Annotated in this window: 20 protein-coding genes and 2 pseudogenes; 11 read left to right on the top strand and 11 right to left on the bottom strand. The window is 50.5% G+C overall.

Features of this window, described 5'->3' with window-relative positions:
- The 7 genes from BLW33_RS14585 to BLW33_RS09540 all read right to left on the bottom strand — a co-directional run.
- Positions 1–227, bottom strand: a 227-nt coding sequence (locus BLW33_RS14585) for a transposase (protein WP_143032617.1), incomplete at its 3' end; no start/stop codon positions are given.
- Positions 228–296: 69 nt separating this feature from the next.
- A complete protein-coding gene (locus tag BLW33_RS09565) occupies positions 297–707 on the bottom strand; it encodes a hypothetical protein (RefSeq protein WP_090308113.1) in 411 nt (136 codons plus the stop codon).
- Positions 700–3,279, bottom strand: a complete 2,580-nt coding sequence (locus BLW33_RS09560) for a type I restriction-modification system subunit M (RefSeq protein WP_090308110.1) — start codon at positions 3,277–3,279, stop codon at positions 700–702. The genes BLW33_RS09565 and BLW33_RS09560 overlap by 8 nt, the downstream gene beginning before the upstream one ends.
- Before the next feature lie 156 nt (positions 3,280–3,435).
- Complete coding sequence (locus tag BLW33_RS09555) at positions 3,436–4,266, bottom strand: phosphoenolpyruvate hydrolase family protein (protein WP_090308108.1); 831 nt, start codon at positions 4,264–4,266, stop codon at positions 3,436–3,438.
- 20 nt (positions 4,267–4,286) lie between these two features.
- On the bottom strand, positions 4,287–5,498 hold the full coding sequence (locus tag BLW33_RS09550) for a Tm-1-like ATP-binding domain-containing protein (RefSeq protein WP_090308105.1): 1,212 nt from the start codon (positions 5,496–5,498) through the stop codon (positions 4,287–4,289).
- 146 nt (positions 5,499–5,644) lie between these two features.
- Positions 5,645–6,826: a phosphoenolpyruvate hydrolase family protein gene (locus tag BLW33_RS09545; RefSeq protein ID WP_090308103.1), complete on the bottom strand. Its 1,182-nt coding sequence runs from the start codon at positions 6,824–6,826 to the stop codon at positions 5,645–5,647.
- A 39-nt stretch (positions 6,827–6,865) separates the two neighbouring features.
- Positions 6,866–7,162, bottom strand: a complete 297-nt coding sequence (locus tag BLW33_RS09540) for an ArsR/SmtB family transcription factor (protein WP_090308101.1) — start codon at positions 7,160–7,162, stop codon at positions 6,866–6,868.
- 146 nt (positions 7,163–7,308) lie between these two features.
- On the opposite strand from BLW33_RS09540, the gene BLW33_RS09535 reads away from it, so the two are divergent.
- The 10 genes from BLW33_RS09535 to BLW33_RS09490 all read left to right on the top strand — a co-directional run bounded on the left by BLW33_RS09535 (position 7,309) and on the right by BLW33_RS09490 (position 13,407).
- The gene (locus tag BLW33_RS09535) at positions 7,309–7,686 is read left to right on the top strand and encodes a hypothetical protein (RefSeq protein ID WP_090308098.1); all 378 of its coding nucleotides are present in this window, start codon (positions 7,309–7,311) and stop codon (positions 7,684–7,686) included.
- Positions 7,686–7,985, top strand: coding sequence for a 4Fe-4S dicluster domain-containing protein (locus BLW33_RS09530; RefSeq protein WP_090308095.1), 300 nt, complete (start codon positions 7,686–7,688; stop codon positions 7,983–7,985). The genes BLW33_RS09535 and BLW33_RS09530 overlap by 1 nt, the downstream gene beginning before the upstream one ends.
- The gene (locus BLW33_RS09525) at positions 7,982–8,839 is read left to right on the top strand and encodes a putative zinc-binding protein (RefSeq protein WP_090308092.1); all 858 of its coding nucleotides are present in this window, start codon (positions 7,982–7,984) and stop codon (positions 8,837–8,839) included. Before BLW33_RS09530 ends, BLW33_RS09525 begins: the two co-directional genes overlap by 4 nt.
- Positions 8,832–9,236: a putative zinc-binding protein gene (locus BLW33_RS09520; RefSeq protein ID WP_090308089.1), complete on the top strand. Its 405-nt coding sequence runs from the start codon at positions 8,832–8,834 to the stop codon at positions 9,234–9,236. Before BLW33_RS09525 ends, BLW33_RS09520 begins: the two co-directional genes overlap by 8 nt.
- Positions 9,236–9,634 (top strand): putative zinc-binding protein, encoded by a 399-nt coding sequence (locus BLW33_RS09515; protein WP_090308086.1) that lies wholly within the window; start codon positions 9,236–9,238, stop codon positions 9,632–9,634. The genes BLW33_RS09520 and BLW33_RS09515 overlap by 1 nt, the downstream gene beginning before the upstream one ends.
- Before the next feature lie 15 nt (positions 9,635–9,649).
- Positions 9,650–10,258 (top strand): NUDIX hydrolase, encoded by a 609-nt coding sequence (locus tag BLW33_RS09510; protein WP_090308084.1) that lies wholly within the window; start codon positions 9,650–9,652, stop codon positions 10,256–10,258.
- Complete coding sequence (locus BLW33_RS09505; protein WP_090308081.1) at positions 10,245–10,652, top strand: arsenate reductase/protein-tyrosine-phosphatase family protein; 408 nt, start codon at positions 10,245–10,247, stop codon at positions 10,650–10,652. Before BLW33_RS09510 ends, BLW33_RS09505 begins: the two co-directional genes overlap by 14 nt.
- Positions 10,653–10,808: 156 nt before the next feature.
- Positions 10,809–12,527 carry an arsenical pump-driving ATPase gene (gene arsA / locus BLW33_RS09500; protein WP_090308077.1) on the top strand — a complete coding sequence of 573 codons (1,719 nt, stop codon included), beginning with the start codon at positions 10,809–10,811 and terminating at the stop codon, positions 12,525–12,527.
- 32 nt (positions 12,528–12,559) lie between these two features.
- Positions 12,560–12,961, top strand: coding sequence for an arsenite efflux transporter metallochaperone ArsD (gene arsD, locus BLW33_RS09495; RefSeq protein WP_090308074.1), 402 nt, complete (start codon positions 12,560–12,562; stop codon positions 12,959–12,961).
- A gap of 65 nt (positions 12,962–13,026) precedes the next feature.
- Positions 13,027–13,407: an ArsR/SmtB family transcription factor gene (locus tag BLW33_RS09490; RefSeq protein WP_090308071.1), complete on the top strand. Its 381-nt coding sequence runs from the start codon at positions 13,027–13,029 to the stop codon at positions 13,405–13,407.
- 74 nt (positions 13,408–13,481) lie between these two features.
- On the opposite strand, the gene BLW33_RS09485 is transcribed toward BLW33_RS09490, so the two are convergent.
- The 4 genes and pseudogenes from BLW33_RS09485 to BLW33_RS09470 form a co-directional block, all read right to left on the bottom strand.
- Positions 13,482–14,801: a class II D-tagatose-bisphosphate aldolase, non-catalytic subunit gene (locus tag BLW33_RS09485; protein WP_090308068.1), complete on the bottom strand. Its 1,320-nt coding sequence runs from the start codon at positions 14,799–14,801 to the stop codon at positions 13,482–13,484.
- Complete coding sequence (locus BLW33_RS09480; RefSeq protein ID WP_090308122.1) at positions 14,798–15,667, bottom strand: tagatose-bisphosphate aldolase subunit GatY; 870 nt, start codon at positions 15,665–15,667, stop codon at positions 14,798–14,800. Before BLW33_RS09480 ends, BLW33_RS09485 begins: the two co-directional genes overlap by 4 nt.
- A gap of 8 nt (positions 15,668–15,675) precedes the next feature.
- Entirely contained in the window at positions 15,676–16,107 is a 432-nt protein-coding gene (locus tag BLW33_RS09475; RefSeq protein ID WP_090308067.1) for a PTS sugar transporter subunit IIA, read from the bottom strand.
- Positions 16,108–16,118: 11 nt separating this feature from the next.
- Positions 16,119–17,157: pseudogene (locus tag BLW33_RS09470) on the bottom strand (SIS domain-containing protein).
- On the opposite strand from BLW33_RS09470, the pseudogene BLW33_RS14355 reads away from it, so the two are divergent.
- Positions 17,129–17,362 (top strand): annotated as a pseudogene (locus tag BLW33_RS14355) (N-acetylglucosamine-6-phosphate deacetylase); the annotation flags it as partial. The pseudogenes BLW33_RS09470 and BLW33_RS14355 overlap by 29 nt on opposite strands.
- Between the last annotated feature and the right edge of the window lie 11 nt (positions 17,363–17,373).

Raw genomic sequence — 17,373 nt, 5'->3', positions numbered from 1 at the left:
GCTTTTTCTTTGCGTTCTTCGGAAAGCTTATCCTTCAGGTTTTCCTCACGCTTATCATCGAACACGATGGCGGCATTATCAAGGAATTCCTTCTTCCAATTACGAAGGAGATTCGGTTGAATGTTATTCTCGGTTGCAAGGGTATTGAGCTCCTTTTCACCTTTTAACAGCTCAATCACGAGATTAGATTTGAATTTGGCACTAAAATTTCTTCGTTGTCTGGACATGGTAATGAATCCTTTCTTGGTTCTCTTTTTAGTATATCAGATTCATTAATATCCGTCTGAAAAAATGTCTTAATTTATGAGACCATTATAATATATGCTCCTAAAATACTGTTCGAGAAAAGTGTTATCAATGTCATGAGTTCTAAAAACAGTATAAAGCGGTGACATTACACCGTTTCTGCCTAATTTATTACGGTTAATTGGTCCAACAGGTGCAAATGTTGAAATTCTTGGATTGTAAACAAAATCCTCATTTCTTACCACATAATAGGAGCCCAAGTTGTCTGCATTTGAAATATCGTGGTCAAAATAATCGCGCTGGTTAATTATTCCAAACTCTGCGGAATTCGTAAATGTTTCTGTAAATTGCAGTTTTACATTCTTTTCTACGGCCTTATCTGCAATTTCTTTCAACTTACGCTGTTCCCAATCATCCGCAAACCCCTTAAATCGAATGGCCGGTTTTTTCTGTTTATCCATTCAATTCACCCATCAGCATTCCCTTGAATGCCTGAAGCCCTGCCAGATCAGAAGGACTGCCATCCAGTGCATCAATCATCTGGGCCAGACCTTTTTCAGTTTCCTGGATTTGTGCTTCAATGTCGAAGAAGGTGGTGTCATATTTGTCTGATAAGGCCTGGATTTGACTCACCAGGACCTTGACCATGGAATCCGGCATTGCCAGGAGTTTCACTAATAAACTTTTAATCCATTTTCTTTCGAGGAGGGTGTTCACCTGCTGTTCAGGCAACCCTTCGATGGTTTCCTTTGTATGCAGTTCAAGGGCTGCGCTATCCCTTTTAATGGCGGCTTTGAGTGCTTTTTCTTCCTTTATCAAGGCTTCCACCCTTTTCAAATGCTTTAAAAAGTCTAAATCAGTCCCTGGACCTTCTGCCTGTAAGGCTTTAATCCGCTTTGGAATTTCCTTGGCAACAAAGGCATCACCAGATTCCGTCAAAATCTCAGAATCCCTTTCTTCTTCAGACAAGGCTTCCAGAATGGCCTCGTAATCGCCGGGAATCTCTGCCAATCGGTTTTCCTTCTCTACCAAAGCGGTGTGCTCTGCTTTTAATAAGGTCGATTGGACCAGCGCAAAGGGGAGGATACGGCCGGTCCAGCCATCCTGGATCTCCTGTTCCTTTCCGTTTTTCTTTTTTATGACCATCCTGGGATCGACCTTTGTGGTGGCCCCAAAGCCTTCTGTCTGGATGATCTCTAAATCGACGGCGATTTTCTCCCAGGCTTCATCTAAAAGCTGATAGGCTTCGTATCGGTCAATTAAAGGGATGCCTTCTAAACGGCCAAAAATCGCATCGCTGAGAACCGCTTCCTCCCTGGCGATATTTAACTCTGTCATTTTTGCAATGAGTTCACCCTTAAGGAATCCACCAAAATCATCAAAGGCATTGTTGAATTTTTCCTCAAAGCCAAGGATATCCGGATGGTTGCAAACCGCTTCTCCAATATCCTTAACCGCCAGCTGGGTATAAGGGGTCGCACTATTTTCAAATAATGTCCCCCTTAATCCCGGAAAGGCCTGCCAATACAGTGTTAATTCATCAATTTCAGATTTTGGAATGCCGCCGTACATGGTGGCATATAAATCCCAGGCCTCAGACTTTTGGGAAGTATCGACATACCGTGGAATATTGAGATTGTACATATTGCTTCGGATTTCTTCACGGCTGACCACCCGTGCGTAGCCCTCGACCGTGCACCGGCCAATAACGGCATCGCTAATCCGTTTAATATCTGATGCCCGCAGTTTATTGTTCTTTCCTTCCTTTGCAAAGCCCTTGGATGCATCGACAATCAAAACATCGGTATTTTCCCGCTGTTGCTTAAGGATTATGATGATGGTGGGAATACCGGTCCCGTAGAATATGTTGGCCGGCAATCCGATAATGGTATCAATATGGTTGTTTTCAATGAGATTTCTTCGGATTGCTCCTTCCTCTCCACCTCGGAAAAGAACACCGTGGGGAAGGACGATGGCCATGATGCCATCAGGTTTTATGTGAAAAAGATCATGAAGCAGAAAGGCATAGTCCGCCTTTCCCTTCGGTGCCAGTCCAAAGCGGGCATAACGGGGATCCCCTTCCTTATTTTCCGGGTCCCAGGCTTGGGAATACGGCGGATTGGATACCACTGCATCCACATACAAGGGATCGTAGGTCCCCACCGGATCATTTTCCTCGAAATAGGGCCAATCCTCCTCCAGGGTATCGCCGTTTCGGGTGACGATATTGGCCGGTTTAATTCCCCGCATGACCAGATTCATCCGTGTTAGGTTATAGGTGTTCTCCTTTAACTCCTGGGCGTAGTATTTGACATTATTTTCATCCCGGATGTACTTCGCTACACTATGTCCGATATTGATGAGCAGTGAACCTGAGCCTGATGTGGGATCATATATTTTAATTTCACTTTTTCCCCGGAGATGATGGGCCACAATTTCAGAAATGAGAAGGGATACCTCGTGGGGCGTATAAAATTCTCCAGCCTTTTTTCCGGCATTGGCCGCAAACTTTTCAATGAGGTATTCGTAGATAAAACCGAGGACATCGTATCCCTGGCGGCCATCCATGGGGATATCCCGGATAAGTTGTAAGAGCCCGCTTATGGCCTTTGTCCGGGCACCAGAGGTATCACCGAGCTTGCTTAACCCGGTTTGCAGGGTCGTAAACACACCATCGAAGACCTTTTTATGGGTACTCGAAATCAAACGACTGAATGCGGAAAGAGCATCATGGACATCCGCTACATCAAAATCCTTTCCCTTATCAATCCAAGTGGCAAATAAATTATCATAGGCGATAAAATACCCGATATTATTTTGAACCCATTTCACGGTTTCGGAGTCCTCTTCCGTTACGGTGACCATCAAATCCTCTGTATAATCATTATCCATTAGGAATTCCAGCTCCCGGTCCGAGAGATATTTATAAAAAATGAAGCCTAAGATATAGTCCTTGTATTCATTGGCTTCTATTTTCGAACGCATTTTGTTGGCGGATTCCCAAATTTTGTTGGCTAGCTGCTGTTTGTTCATTCCCTATGCTTCCTCCTGCTTTAAGGTCAACTGACGTTGTAATCCAGCGATTGTCATTTCTTATTATTATATCACCTTTCTTTCCCTTAAACCATTCCTCCATACATTAAAAAACCTCCCCATCACAACGATGAGGAGGTCTTTTGTGAATACCGACTATTTTTTAATGGCCTTAAATGCTTCGGTCTGAGCCGTAATGCCCTTTTCTGCGGCGAAGCGTTCAATACTGGAGGCGCCGAAGAAACCATCGATCCCTTCGATGCGTTCAATGACGTACTGGGCATCCGAGGGTTCGGCGATGGGGCCGCCGTGGCAGATAACCATGATCTCCGGATTGACGGAGCGGCCGGCTTCCATAATGGCCCGGACCTTTTCCACACAGTCGTCCAGGGTCAGGGCTGTTTTCGCCCCAATGGTTCCCTTGGTGGTCAGCCCCATATGGGCCACCAGGATATCCGCACCGGCTTCCGCCATGGCCTTGGCCTGATCCTCGTCAAAGACATAGGGCGTGGTCAGCAGGCCGATTTCGTGGGCCTTGCGGATCATTTCAATTTCCAGGCCGTAGCCCATATCGGTTTCTTCCAGATTCTGGCGGAAAACCCCATCGATGAGGCCGACGGTGGGGAAGTTCTGTACCCCGGAGAAGCCCATATCCTTCAGCTCTTTAAGGAAAACTTCCATAACCCGGAAGGGGTCGGTGCCGCAAACCCCAGCTAAAACAGGGGTGTTTTTAACAACAGGCAGGACCTCACTGGCCATTTCGCAGACAATCTGATTGGCATCCCCATAGGAGAGTAAGCCCGCCAGGGAGCCCCGTCCCGCCATCCGGTAACGCCCGGAGTTGTAGATAATGAGCATATCCGCCCCACCGGCTTCACTGCTCTTGGCGGTAATCCCAGTGCCGGCGCCCACGCCAACTAAGATTTCCCCGGATGCCACCTTGGCCTTATAGCCCTGTACGATTTCTTCCCGTGTTTGTTTGTTCATTGCGATTCTCCTTTTTCTAATTATTTATTTTCCATTAAATCAATGAGCTGCTGGGCTGCCGCCGTGGCAAACTCCGCGTCATTGATATGGTAGTCCATTTCCCGGAGGGTCACCTTATCCCGATCCAGACCATTCCGGATGGCATCGAATAGGGCCGCATCCTCTTCGGGTCCGTCGAAGGGTTCCCCCTCTGCATCGATCATGGAGACCCCTTTTAGGGGCAGCATGACCACCGTCGGGCCAGTGGTATCCCTTAGCTTCTCAGCAATCTTCTGGCCGATGGCCTGATTTTCATCCACAGTGGTGCGCATGAGGGTAATCATGGGATTATGCTTGTAAAGGTTCCGCCCGGCAAATTTGGGCGGCACACTGTCCATGGGTCCAAAATTCACCATATCCACCGCCCCAACGGAAACTACCTGGGGAATCCCAGCCCGGCCAGCGGCCTCTAAGCGATGTTCCCCAGCCGCCAGCATACCGCCCACCAGCTCGTCCGCCCACTCGGTGGTGGTGAGGTCCAACACCCCTTCAATGAAGCCGCCATCGATTAAGGCTTCCATGGATTGTCCACCGGTACCTGTGGCGTGGAAAATCAGCACTTCGTAGCCCCGGTCCTCTAAATATTTCTGGGCCTCGGTGAGACAGGGGGTGGTGACCCCGAACATCGTCGCCCCAATGAGGGGCTTCTTTTCAATCTCATGGGTGTCCTCAAATTTCACCATACCGGCAATGGCAAAGGCTGCATTGGCAAAAATTTTAGTGGAAATGGAATTGAGCCCGGCCACATCCACCACCGAGGGCATCATCACAATATCGCTGGTTCCCACATAGCCGGACACATCCCCAGAGGCCATGGTGGATACCATGACCTTGGGCACCCCAATGGGCAGGGCCCGCATGGCCGGGGTAACTAAAGCCGTTCCGCCGCTCCCGCCAAAGGAGAGGATGCCGTCAAACCGGCCTTCCTCGTACAGCTGGGGCACTAGAATTTCCATCCCTCTGGAGAGTATTTCCGTGGCGTAGGCCCGATCCCCCCGATCGACAATTTCCGCAATATCTGCTCCCGCAGCCGCCGCAACGGCAGCATTGGACACATCCGGTTCGAACACAGGTTCAAACACGCCGGTATTAATGGTCAGGGTCTTCAGTCCCAGGCCCTCGATGAGGTCCTTGACGTAAGCGTATTCCCTTCCCTTGGTATCAAAGGTTCCTGCAATGGCAATTGTCTTCACATTCGTCCTCCGTTTCCGATACCCCTCGGTATCACACACCTTTCTATGGCCATAGAAAAAACAGTATCATTAGGATCTACCCTAATCATACTGTCATCTGCGGTAAAAAGCCATGTGTTATTGTACGGCGGATTTGTCTTTTTGTATTAATGACATTTATACGTTTTCGGTGAGGCTCCCATGGTCTTTTTAAACATCTTACTGAAATGAGCCACATCGGGATAGCCCACCATGGCCCCGGCCTCGGCCACCGTTACCCCGCGCTTTAAAAGGGAAGCAGCCTTCTTCATGCGGTAACTCAGCAAATAATCCTGGAGGGTGCAGCCCACCTCCTGCTTGAAGCGGGTGCTTAAATGCCCCCGGCTCACCCCACAGAGTCGGGCAAGGTCCGAAAAGGCGATCTCATTCATGTAGTTCTGCTTGATGTATTCCTTGACAAAGGCGGGATAATCGTAATATTTGGTAATACCCGTCAGCATCTTTTGCATCAAGGTATCCTCGGTAAAGCTCTGGGTGGATTTAAAGGCCTGAGTAATATTGAGGAGGGCCTTTTCCGTGGGGATCCGGTCAAAGGCCGACCCACCAATGTAGCCATGGGTCTGGGTGTTTTGATACATATATTGAACGTCCACCGGGTCCTTTAAGGGTCCGCCGTAAACCATCTTTAAAATCCCTGGCCGCAGGGTATCGCACACCTCGAAAATGGCGTTGATTTTATCCTTGGCCGCCACCAGGGAGAACACCTTAGAGGCCCCTAAAAGGCCTCCCCCGGTCAGCCCTAAATGGACGCACAGAACATCCGCCCCGGCCCGGATCATCTGCTTGGCCTGGTCGGCATCAAAGGCAAAGGCAATGGTGGCCATGCCCAGCTTATGGGCGTAGGCAATGGCCTGGACCTCCGCTTCATAGCACAGGCCCGAGGCCTCCAGGGCGTCGTGGAAATCCCCATCGTAAAAGCCGATGGTGGGATAATTATTAATCCCGGTAAAGCCCCAATCCCGGATGGCTTTAATATAGGTCTTCATCTCCAGGGTGGGGTCCGTGGCGTTTAGGCCGAAGAACACCGGAAAATCCCTGGTCATGGGAAGGAGCTCCCGCTTGGCAAAGGCCGCCACCATCTCGTTGCTGTTGGCGTAGGGCATGAGTCCCCCCAGGGACCCCCGGCCCATGCTCCGGTAAATGCCAGAGCTCAGGGCCAGGATAAAGTCCGCCCCGCCCGCCATGACATACTTGGCCGTCAGACCGGAACCACAAACCGCACCGATAACATGCTCCCCTGTATCGGAAGCCTCATACAAACGCTTTAGAAAAATCTGTCGTCCTTCCATTGGCCACCCCCTTTATTTTTTCAGTTTATCACCATAAAATCAGGATAACATGTTTTCTAATATCTCATCACCCATGGCCTCTGCCGCTTCAAGAAGGGCTTGGGTATGGGGGAGACAAATATGATAATGAGTTTGGATTCCCACCTTTTCACTGTCAATAATGCCTGCTTCCTTCAAAATTTTCAAATGCTGGGAAAGGTTCGGCTGTGAAAAGTCCAAGTGTTCTTTCAATTCGCAAACACAATGGGGCTTATCCAACAGGAACTGAACAATTTGAAAACGGATGGGATGGCCCAGGGCTTTTAGTATTTTTACGGATAGGTCAAAAGATGCCATAGTTTACTCCTAATCAATAAGGTATTTATTATATGATTATTATAAATGGAATACCGAATTTTTTCAATACTTCTTGACATTCTCTTCATATCCTCCTATAATCACCATATAATTAAATCATTATATGGTGATTATAGGAGGTTCTTATGTCTGAAAGTTCAAACAAACCCGGCTTTATTATGTGCGTGTGTACCGGTAAATGTCCTGGCTTTGCTGCCATGGATATCTGGGATTTTATTAATCAGGTCCGGGTGGAGCTGCCGGTGGTGTATGCCATCATCCACCCCCAGCTGTGTGAAGAGGATGGTGACCGTTTCCTGGCCGATTTCCTTAAATCACACCGTCAGGTCATCATCGGTGCCTGCGCCCCAAATATGCAGCGCAAGATGTTTAAGGATGCTTTTAAAGAGGCGGGCCTTGATATCGAAGACGACGCCGTCATGTTAGATATCCGGGATATGACCAACGAAAAGGCCTTTGCTATCGTGGAAGCGAAGCTTGAAGAAATGGGGGTGGATTGGTAATGGCAGATCAAACCTTTATGGGCGTGCCCCGGGATACCATCGACTGGTCCCCCCAGATTGACTATGCCAAATGTAATGGCTGTATGGACTGCTTTGACTTTTGCCCCCACCAGGTTTATAAAAAGACCCCTGATTCCCCAAAGCCACTCATTGTGGAAAATCCCCTGAACTGTGTGGTCTTCTGCCGGGCCTGTGGGAAGACCTGTGGCTTGGATGCCATCACCTTTCCGGACAAAGGGGAAACCACCCGTCACATCAAGGCCATTCGCAAGGCAGAAAAGGAAGACCCATCCATATGAGTCCATCCTACGCCATCCTGCCCTGTAACGGGTTAGATAAACCTGCCGGTCATTTATCGACCGTCGCCGCTAAAGCCATTTTAGCCACCGGGGAGCATCATTTAGTCTGTCCGGTTCTCTGCCACACCGCCCCAAAACGTTATGCCAAGGACTTTGAAGGGGGCGAGCTATTGGTCATTGACGGATGCAATACCCGCTGTGCCAGCAAATTGGCTGCTGAACAGGGCCTGAAAATTAGCAAACGCCTCAATATCAGTGCTGATGCTGTGGCCCTTAACCTGGCCGCTGCCCTGGCAGAGGATGCGCCAGAAGCCATGTGCAAGGCCCTGATAGATGCCCTTATCGCCAAGGTATCCTCTGACGAAGATGCAGCCAAAGAGCGCACCCCCAATAACGCCTATCCAGAGGCCGTCTCTTTTACCTCCTTCACGAAGGGCAAGTTTATTTTTAAAGTCCCTGAAGCGGATTATCATTTTAATGAAAATGACTGCTGGGTCCTCCGGGTGGGGGATCATGCCCGCATCGGCGTGTCGGATTTCATCCAACAGAATCTCTCTGATATTCTCTTTGTCGATCTGCCCTCTGTCGGGGCCACCATCGAGCAATTTGGAGAACTGGGTTCCATTGAATCCGGGAAATCCATTTTTGAGCTGGTTTCTCCGGTAAGCGGTGTCGTTACCGCCGTCAACACCGCTCTGGATGAATCCCCAGAACGTGTTAACGACTACCCCTATACCCAGGGCTGGATTGCCGAAGTCCAATTAACCGATTGGGATGAGGATTCTGATTTGCTTTTAGATTCCCAAGATTATTTTGAAATCATGAAAAAGAAAGTGGAGGAACTCAATGTCTAAAATTAAAATCATCGCCTGCAGCGGTATTGGAAAGGCTCCTGGGCTCATCGCCCGGGAAGCCGTGATTCAAGCAACCCGCAGCTTGCCGGAAAGTACCGAACGTTTTTGTCTGGGGCGGGTGGTCACCGGAGACGCGGACGTGGTGGCTGCTGTGAAGGGCCAGCCCTGCCTCATCCTGGATGGCTGCGCCAAGTGCTGCGCCCTCAAGAGCACCGAAGCCTGCGGCGGCACCGTCTGTGCCAGCCACCGGGTCATTGACCGGATGCGGGAACATCGGGGTGAGGATCACGGCACTCCCCGGATGCTCTCGGATGAGGGCTTCGCCTTCGTCCAGGAATGGGCAGCGGTCTTAGAAGGGGATGTGGCCCGGATTTTAGAAAAAGAAGGAGAAGCATAATGGCAGAAAAAAACATTGGATACATCGCCTGCAGCGGTGAAGAATGCCTGGGTGGAACTCTGTCCCGTTTAGTGGTACGCAAAATGATGGAAGAGCTGCGTCCTGGCCAAGTGAGTACCTTGTGCCTTCCACTGTTTATCGCCGGCGGTGAGCAGGAGCAAGCCTTTGCCCAGACCCACCCCACCATCTCCGTGGATGGCTGTAGCAAATGCTGTGCCAAGCGGGCAACGGAAGCCCTCAGCGGTCAGTTGGCTGGCAGTATTGATATTGAAGCCCTCATCGGCTCTGAGCTGGCCTTAAACCCTGATTTACTTTCTATGCGGGATCTTACGCCCGAGCATTTTGCCCTCGTCGATCGTATCGCTCAGAAGGCCTGTGATTTTTTTGATCGATTATAAAAGTGGAGAATCCTAATGGAAAAGCGTAAACTCAAGCTCGTCAATATGAAGAAAATTAAGGATGGCCGATTCATTAAAAATTATCAATTGACTTATCTCAATCAAAATACCCAGTGCGAAAAGCACTATGAAATGATTAGTTTTAATGAAATGACCCATCCTGATGATTTAGGAAGCCACAATGGCGGTGTGGCCATCATCGCCCTTTACCACGGAAAACTCCTCCTCTTAAAGGAATTTCGCATGGCCGTTAACGAGGATGTGTATAATCTAGTGGCTGGACGCATTGAAAAGGGAGAAACCATCGAGGACTGTGTCCGTCGGGAGCTTCATGAAGAAACGGGCCTCACCCTAACAAATATCCTTCAGATTCTTCCTCCGACCTACGCCGCAGCAGCGATGAGTGATTTGAAAATGACCTTCGTTGTCGCAGAGGTCGATGGGGATTTAACCCATGACCATCTTACGGAAAATGAGGAAATCACGGCCCGCTTTTATAGCCCCCAAGAAGTTTCCCAATTGTTGGAACAGCCCAATTTCAACGCCAACTGCCAGCTCGTTGCCTGGTTCTATTGTTTCATCAGTATTTTTGCCAAGGAGGGTTGGCCGAATGTCAAAGCCTAAAGTTGCCTTTATCTGTACCCATAATTCCTGCCGTTCCCAGATCGCCGAAGCCTTGGGCCGACATCTGGCTTTTGATGTTTTTGAGAGTTATTCGGCAGGCAGTGAGCTGAAGTCATCCATCAATCCCGATGCTAACCGAATCATGCGCTCACGCTATGGCATCGATATGGTGGCTCAGGGCCAGCACAATAAGCTGGTGTCTGAAATCCCCGCCCCAGATATCGCCATCTCCATGGGATGTGGTGTTGGCTGCCCCTACATCGGCCGCAGCTTTGATGCCGATTGGAACTTGCCCGATCCCACGGATCAAGATGATGCAGCCTTTGACGCTGTGATTACCGCCATCGAGGCACATATTTTAGAACTAAAAAATACCATTTCAAAGGGACTGTAGCGCTACAGTCCCTTTTCTTAATTTATACATAACGATATGCTTATATATTTATTAATTCCTTGACAGTCCTTTTCTTATGTTTTATTATATGAATATAAAGTAATATGATCGAATTAAATGCACAGAGTCTTAAGATGGCTCAGAAAGAGGATTCCCATGGAACTAAAAACTTATGCCCCGGATACCCCGGGCTTAACCAAATATCTATTTTTTACCGGGAAGGGCGGTGTGGGCAAAACCAGCACCTCCTGTGCCACTGCCATGGCCCTGGCGGATGCCGGGAAGAAGGTATTTTTAATCAGTACCGACCCCGCCTCTAACCTCCAGGATGTTTTTGAAACAGAACTGGATAATAAAGGCAAAGCCATCGACCATGTCCCGGGACTGACCGTGGCCAACCTGAATCCTGAGGAAGCCGCTTCTGAATATCGGGAGTCTGTAGTCGGACCTTACCGAGGAAAGATGCCCGAATCCGTCATACAAAATATGGAGGAACAGCTTTCCGGCTCCTGTACTGTGGAAATTGCCGCCTTTAATGAATTCTCCCATTTCATTACCGACGAAACCATCCAGGATGCCTACGATTATATCATCTTTGACACCGCCCCCACTGGGCACACCCTGCGGATGCTTGCGCTGCCATCGGCCTGGAATTCCTTCATCGATGAAAACACCACCGGGGCCTCCTGTATGGGACAGCTCTCGGGGCTGGGGGAACAGAAGGCCATGTACGAAAAAGCGGTGGCCACCCTCTCAGATCCAAAGATGACCACCCTCATGCTGGTGGCTCGACCGGAAAAGGCCCCACTCCAGGAAGCCATGCGAGCCTCCGCCGAACTGCGGGATATCGGAGTCACGAACCAGCAGCTCATTATCAACGGTCTGCTGGATGGTGAGGTCCTGGGGGATTGCATCTCGGAAAGCTTTTATTGCAAACAACAAAAAGCCCTGGCGTCCATGCCCCAGGGTTTAAGGGAATACCCCATTTCCATGATTCCCCTGCGTTCCTACAATATCAGCGGTATTGCCAATATCCGCCGGATGCTTCAGCCCGAGCCCCCCATTACCGTCCTGCCGAAAACCAAGGCTGTGGATTACCCCGGACTCTCCACCCTGATTCAAGATTTGAACCAGAAGGGAAAGAAGGTTATCTTCACCATGGGTAAGGGAGGCGTAGGGAAGACCACCGTGGCCAGTGCCATTGCCCTGGGCCTGGCCCAGATGGGCAAAAGGGTCCACCTGACCACCACGGACCCCGCCGGCCATATCAGTACTCAGTCCCTGAAGCACCCCAACATCACCATCAGCAATATCGATGAAGCCGAAGAGCTGGCCCGCTATCGGGATGAGGTGATTGGCAAGGCCCGGAAAAACGGACTATCCCAGGCCGATATCGACTATATCGAAGAGGACCTGCGTTCACCCTGTACCCAGGAAATCGCTGTATTCCGGGCCTTTGCAGATATTGTGGAAAAGGCTGACGACCGGGTTGTGGTCATCGATACCGCTCCCACGGGCCATACCCTCCTGCTCCTTAATTCCACTGAAAGCTATCATAAGGAAATGGAGCGCTCCCATGCGGAGATTCCCGATTCCGTCCGCCATCTGCTGCCCCGGCTTAAAAACCCAGATGAAACGGAAGTGGTCATCGTCACTCTGCCAGAAGCCACGCCCTATTTTGAGGCAGACCGCCTCCAGGCTGATTTGAACCGGGCTGGCATCAATAACCGATTTTGGGTGGTTAACGCCTGTCTATCCGCGACGGATACACGAGATCCCTTCCTGCTGGCCCGGGCCGCCGCCGAAGAAGCATGGATTTCCCGTATTGCTAAGGAAAGCCAGGGCAACGCCATTGTGATTCCCTGGCAAGCGTAATTTGAAAATAATATTAGAAAGAGGTTGTTAAAATGAGTAAAGTAGAAATTTTTGATCCGGCAATGTGCTGTTCCACTGGGGTCTGCGGTCCTGGAGTGGATCCTGAGCTCCTCCGCATGGCCACCATGGTCAGCAATCTGGTGAAACTGCACAAGGATGTCATCCGCCACAATCTGTCCGAGGAGCCCCAGGTCTATGTGGACAATGCTGAAGTCAACACCGTCCTGTTAAACGAAGGCGCCGATTCCCTGCCCATTACCCTGGTGGATGGGGAGGTCTACCGAAAGGGAAGCTACCCCAGCAATGAAGAACTCATGGAGTGGACAGGAACCGACCGCTCTGAAATGGCCATGGCCATGCTTCAGGAAAAACTCTCCAAATCCTCCTGCTGCTGCGGTGGTGATAAAGGCGGAGACGGTGGCTGCTGCGGCTGAACATTTTCCATGACAAGCCCCCGAAAATGGGTTAAACTAAAAGGACGACGTGAAAGGGGAACACCATGATCACCGACATCCTAAAAACTTTATCAGACCCCACCCGGCTGCGTATTTTAAACCTGCTCTCCCACGGGGAAATGTGTGTGTGTGAGTTGGAATACCTTCTGGGTATCAAGCAGTCCAATCTCTCCAAGCATTTGGGCATTTTGGACCGGAATCATTTTATCCGCCGGAACCGGGTGAATAAATTTGTGTTCTGCCAGATTAACGAGGAGGGGCTCCATCAGTACGATTTCCCTGGGGAAATTCTGTCCCTCATCCAATACGAGGAGCCCTTTTGCACCGATGAACAAAAATATCGGGACTATCAGGCAAGCCCCCTAACCTGCGACTGCCTGCCGATCCTGCTTCTGGAGGATCGGCTGAAGGAAAAAAGAGGATAGGGCATTTTAAAAACCGCCAACACCTGTAGCACTGCCACATGGCAGACTACAGGGTATTGGCGGTTTTTTAAGTGTTACCGGCCCGGGGATACAACACCCGTGGCGTAAAGATAATGGTCAATCAAATCCTTGATGCGGTCTTTAATCAGGGCCTCGGCCCGGGGTTCCAGGGTCCCGGCACAGACCCGGTCATACTGTCTTGGCATATACTGGCTAATGAGTGCCCGGGGAACGGGTTCATTATTCAGATTATCCATTAATTCGGCCAGGGCCTGCTGTACCGGTGCTTCTCCAAAGACGTATCGCACCCGGTCTGAGTAGCTATACTTCATTTTGAGGGTCAGCTGATCTTCATCATAATACCGCTTCCAATATTTCGGGGTATGATAAAGGGTTTTTAACAGCGTACTCTTAAATTGGGACCGCTTTTCCTCGTCCCGCACCACTTCCTGCTCCATGGCTTCCAGGGCAAAACAGGCCTCCCTGCAGGCAAAGGTAAGGGCTGGCCCCACCTTTAAAATGGCGATGCCATCCTCCACCATCCGTCGGAGGTCCCTGGGGGTTTGGTAGTCGGTGGAATGTCCCTCAAATACCAATCCGGGATGATGGGTTAGACTCTGGCAAAGGGCTGCCGCCCGCTCCCGATCGTAGGCCTCCACCGCATTATCCCCAAATTCCACACCGGGCTGGACCACCACACCAATAATCCGTGTGTAGGCCTCGGATGCTCCGACTGCCTCAAAGGCAGCTTTAAAATGGGCAAGGGTATTCTCAAAATCCTCGGGTGTTGTGATGTGGATGGATTCCTCCTCCTGGGCACCCCCGGGAATGGGCACCTCACTTCCGACGATATACACCGGCTCGATGGCATCGGGATGCTGTCCTAAAACCTCATTTTTAAAGGTTTCTTCACAGGCAGCGGCCAATCGGGCGGCCCGGCGGGCGATGGTGGTGTCCGCCAGGGGGAGGGTTGGATCATCATCGGCCAGGCGCATACTGGTGTCTAAATGGATTTTGGTAAAGCCTGCGGCCACAAAGGCACGGACCAACGCCTCGGCCTTATCCATGGCGATGGCTTCCTCTTCATCCTGCCAGGTTAGGGGCCCCAGGTGGTCTCCACCAAGAATCAGCTGTTCCCCGGGCATTCCCTTTTCTCTGGCCATGTTCCAGACCATGTCATAAAAATCCCGGGGCGTCATTCCAGTATAGCCCCCAAATTGGTTAACCTGATTGGCAGTGGCTTCAATTAATGCCACAGAATCTGTTTCCAGTGCCCGCTCCACCACGGCTTCTAAAACCAAGGGATTAGCACTACAGGCAGAATAAATACCGATGCTCTTATCCCTCTGGCGGCCTTCGATGATTTGGGTTAAAAGTGGATTTTTCATTGTCATTTTACCGTATACCGTCCTTCGCTGCCGCAGACCCTAATCTTATGGGCAACCACTTCAGCCATGGCGACCTTACCGGGCGCCATATAGTACCGAGGGTCTGAGGCTTCTGGATTGCTTTGAAAGAATTCCTTAACGGCTTGGGCAAAGGGGATTTTCAAATCCGTGGCGACATTAACTTTGCAAATTCCCCGTCGAATGGCTTCCTGCACCAATTCATCGGGAACATCCGATGCCCCGTGGAGGACTAGGGGGATGGTGACCCGCTCCCGGATTTCGGATAATCGCTCAAAATCCAAATAGGGTTCCCCCTTGTACAGGCCATGGGCGGTTCCGATGGCCACCGCCAGGGAATCAATGCCTGTTTGTGCCACAAATTCTGCTGCTGCCTGGGGATCGGTGAGGGCGGTTTCTCCGTCGGCCACCGTCAGATCATCCTCCCGGCCACCCAGACGGCCAAGCTCAGCCTCTACCACAGTATCCCGTTCATGGGCATAGGTCACCACCTGGCGCACCTGTTTAATATTTTCCTCAAAGGGAAGCATGGAGGCATCAATCATACAGGATCGAAATCCCAGATCAATATTATGGGCAATGGCCGCCACATCCTCAAAATGATCTAAGTGGATGGCGATGGGGATTTCCCACCGGCCGGCACAAACGGCCGCCATGGCCTGGATGAAATCCCCGCCGGCATAGCGATCAATGGTTGAGGGCGTCCCGGCGATAATAACAGGAGAACCCAGTTCTGCAGCGGTTTGAGCCACAGTCTGCAGGCTTTCCATATTATGGATATTAAAGGCAGGAACGGCATAGCCCTCTGCCTGGGCCCAGTTTAACATGTCCCGGGTTGATCGGATTTGATTCATCATACCACCTAAATTCCCTCTTCTGCGTCCACTGACGCTTTTGCCATGGGGACTGTGTACTGACGGATTCCTTCTCCCGCGGATTTAAGCACCGCTGATACCAAAGCATTCATTTCGAGATAGCTTCGGCTAAGGGCCGCTTCTAGGAGCATGGGCAGATTGAGCCCAGCAATCACCACAATATTCTGCCCACTACGTTCGGTACTGATTTGGGAAGAAACATTATAGGGGGAGCCTCCGGCCAAATCACACAGGATCAGGATTTGATCCGTATTGAGCCCGTCCACTGCCGCTTCCAGGCGGGCTTTTAGTGCCTCAGTTCCTTCGCCGTCATTAAAGCAAACCGTGGCCACACCCTGTTGGGCCCCGGCAATCATTTCCATGGAAACCAGGATTCCATCGGCCATACGGCCATGGGTCGCTAAGATGATTCCGATCATTTTATTCACCTCTACTTTGAATAGGGATGCAGCGTGACACCCTTTACCACACGATTCACTGTACCGTCCGGACGTGGGTTATCCGGGGTAACCCCACAAGCGACGGAATCAAAAAGCCCAAAAATCTGTCCCACCAGCATATAATTAAATACCTTAAAAATCTCTGGAACAGGTGCTCCTTTAAAGTCGATGAGCTGATCACAGCGATGGGCTAAATCCCCTGGTCCATTGTAAGTAACAGCCACCAGCTTATGGCTGCCCGCATCCTCATGGATTTCCTCAATGAGATCTAAATCGTATTGTCGGGTGTACGCATTCCCACTGACAAAGACCACCACGAAGGTTTCATCATTAATAATGGATTTAGGACCATGACGGAAGCCCATGACGCTTTCGCTGAAGCTTAAAACCTGACCAGGTGAGGAACGCCTCGGCCTGATCCGCCAGGATTTCAAGATACCGGTGATTCTCCTCCAGGGTATCCAGATTGAAGATCAGCAGCGTTGCCATCATCATACAGCTAAAGGAACCGGTCATGGCGAACCCTTTATCATTGGATTCCTCCGGCATCAGCAAAACCAAAGCATTTTCAGTCTTAAAAGCCTTCTGGGCCAAATCCCCTTCTGTGTCACAGGTAATGACCAGTTGTTGTAAATGAGAGACCTGATCCTGGAACAGATCATAGGCCCCCATACTTTCCGGTGAATTGCCAGAACGCGCATAGGAAACCAGAATAGTCGGTGTTTCTGCTTCAATATATTCATCGGGTGCCGCCACAATATCCGTAGTGGCAATGGCTTCAACCCGACAGGGCAGACATTGTTTTAATGCTCCCACAACCGTGTCTCCAACGTAATCCGAGGTCCCCGCACCGGTTAATACAATGCGGGTTTTGGGGGTTATGTTGTCCGCCATAAACCGGGCAATTTCATCCCTTCGCTCCGCAATAATGGCCCCGGTTTCCCGCCAAAGGGCAGGTTGCCTGTTAATCTCCGATTCGGTGTAAAGCCCCTTCAGGGCCTCCCACTCCACCCATCTCTTCAACGGCATGTCTGGCCTCCATCACCGAAAGCCCGGCATTGTCGGGGCGACCTTTGATCTGGATGCCATGACCACCGAAGTCATTGCGGACGGCATCCACATTGTTTGGCCCATTCTGCGCATTACCTTCAAATAAAAAAGCACCGATAAGGTGCTCTTGATTGCTGATGCTATGATGGCCTGCGGGATGCCCGACGGCGATTATTCCCTGGGGGCAGGCGGTCG

This window comes from Eubacterium aggregans, assembly GCF_900107815.1.
Classification (GTDB): domain Bacteria; phylum Bacillota; class Clostridia; order Eubacteriales; family Eubacteriaceae; genus Eubacterium_O; species Eubacterium_O aggregans.
Note: the sequence above shows the minus strand (reverse complement) of the source record. Positions and strands in the feature narration are given on the sequence as shown.

What these genes read in the sequence shown, in the direction of transcription:
- BLW33_RS09515 (WP_090308086.1), top strand. Translation starts at nt 9,236, where the DNA reads ATGGCAGAAAAAAACATTGGATACATCGCCTGCAGCGGTGAAGAATGC.
- BLW33_RS09485 (WP_090308068.1), bottom strand. Translation starts at nt 14,801, where the DNA reads ATGACAATGAAAAATCCACTTTTAACCCAAATCATCGAAGGCCGCCAG.
- BLW33_RS09540 (WP_090308101.1), bottom strand. Translation starts at nt 7,162, where the DNA reads ATGGCATCTTTTGACCTATCCGTAAAAATACTAAAAGCCCTGGGCCAT.
- arsD (WP_090308074.1), top strand. Translation starts at nt 12,560, where the DNA reads ATGAGTAAAGTAGAAATTTTTGATCCGGCAATGTGCTGTTCCACTGGG.
- BLW33_RS09510 (WP_090308084.1), top strand. Translation starts at nt 9,650, where the DNA reads ATGGAAAAGCGTAAACTCAAGCTCGTCAATATGAAGAAAATTAAGGAT.
- BLW33_RS09475 (WP_090308067.1), bottom strand. Translation starts at nt 16,107, where the DNA reads ATGATCGGAATCATCTTAGCGACCCATGGCCGTATGGCCGATGGAATC.
- BLW33_RS09535 (WP_090308098.1), top strand. Translation starts at nt 7,309, where the DNA reads ATGTCTGAAAGTTCAAACAAACCCGGCTTTATTATGTGCGTGTGTACC.
- BLW33_RS09560 (WP_090308110.1), bottom strand. Translation starts at nt 3,279, where the DNA reads ATGAACAAACAGCAGCTAGCCAACAAAATTTGGGAATCCGCCAACAAA.
- BLW33_RS09565 (WP_090308113.1), bottom strand. Translation starts at nt 707, where the DNA reads ATGGATAAACAGAAAAAACCGGCCATTCGATTTAAGGGGTTTGCGGAT.
- BLW33_RS09490 (WP_090308071.1), top strand. Translation starts at nt 13,027, where the DNA reads ATGATCACCGACATCCTAAAAACTTTATCAGACCCCACCCGGCTGCGT.
- BLW33_RS09480 (WP_090308122.1), bottom strand. Translation starts at nt 15,667, where the DNA reads ATGAATCAAATCCGATCAACCCGGGACATGTTAAACTGGGCCCAGGCA.
- BLW33_RS09505 (WP_090308081.1), top strand. Translation starts at nt 10,245, where the DNA reads ATGTCAAAGCCTAAAGTTGCCTTTATCTGTACCCATAATTCCTGCCGT.
- BLW33_RS09525 (WP_090308092.1), top strand. Translation starts at nt 7,982, where the DNA reads ATGAGTCCATCCTACGCCATCCTGCCCTGTAACGGGTTAGATAAACCT.
- arsA (WP_090308077.1), top strand. Translation starts at nt 10,809, where the DNA reads ATGGAACTAAAAACTTATGCCCCGGATACCCCGGGCTTAACCAAATAT.
- BLW33_RS09530 (WP_090308095.1), top strand. Translation starts at nt 7,686, where the DNA reads ATGGCAGATCAAACCTTTATGGGCGTGCCCCGGGATACCATCGACTGG.
- BLW33_RS09520 (WP_090308089.1), top strand. Translation starts at nt 8,832, where the DNA reads ATGTCTAAAATTAAAATCATCGCCTGCAGCGGTATTGGAAAGGCTCCT.
- BLW33_RS09555 (WP_090308108.1), bottom strand. Translation starts at nt 4,266, where the DNA reads ATGAACAAACAAACACGGGAAGAAATCGTACAGGGCTATAAGGCCAAG.
- BLW33_RS09545 (WP_090308103.1), bottom strand. Translation starts at nt 6,826, where the DNA reads ATGGAAGGACGACAGATTTTTCTAAAGCGTTTGTATGAGGCTTCCGAT.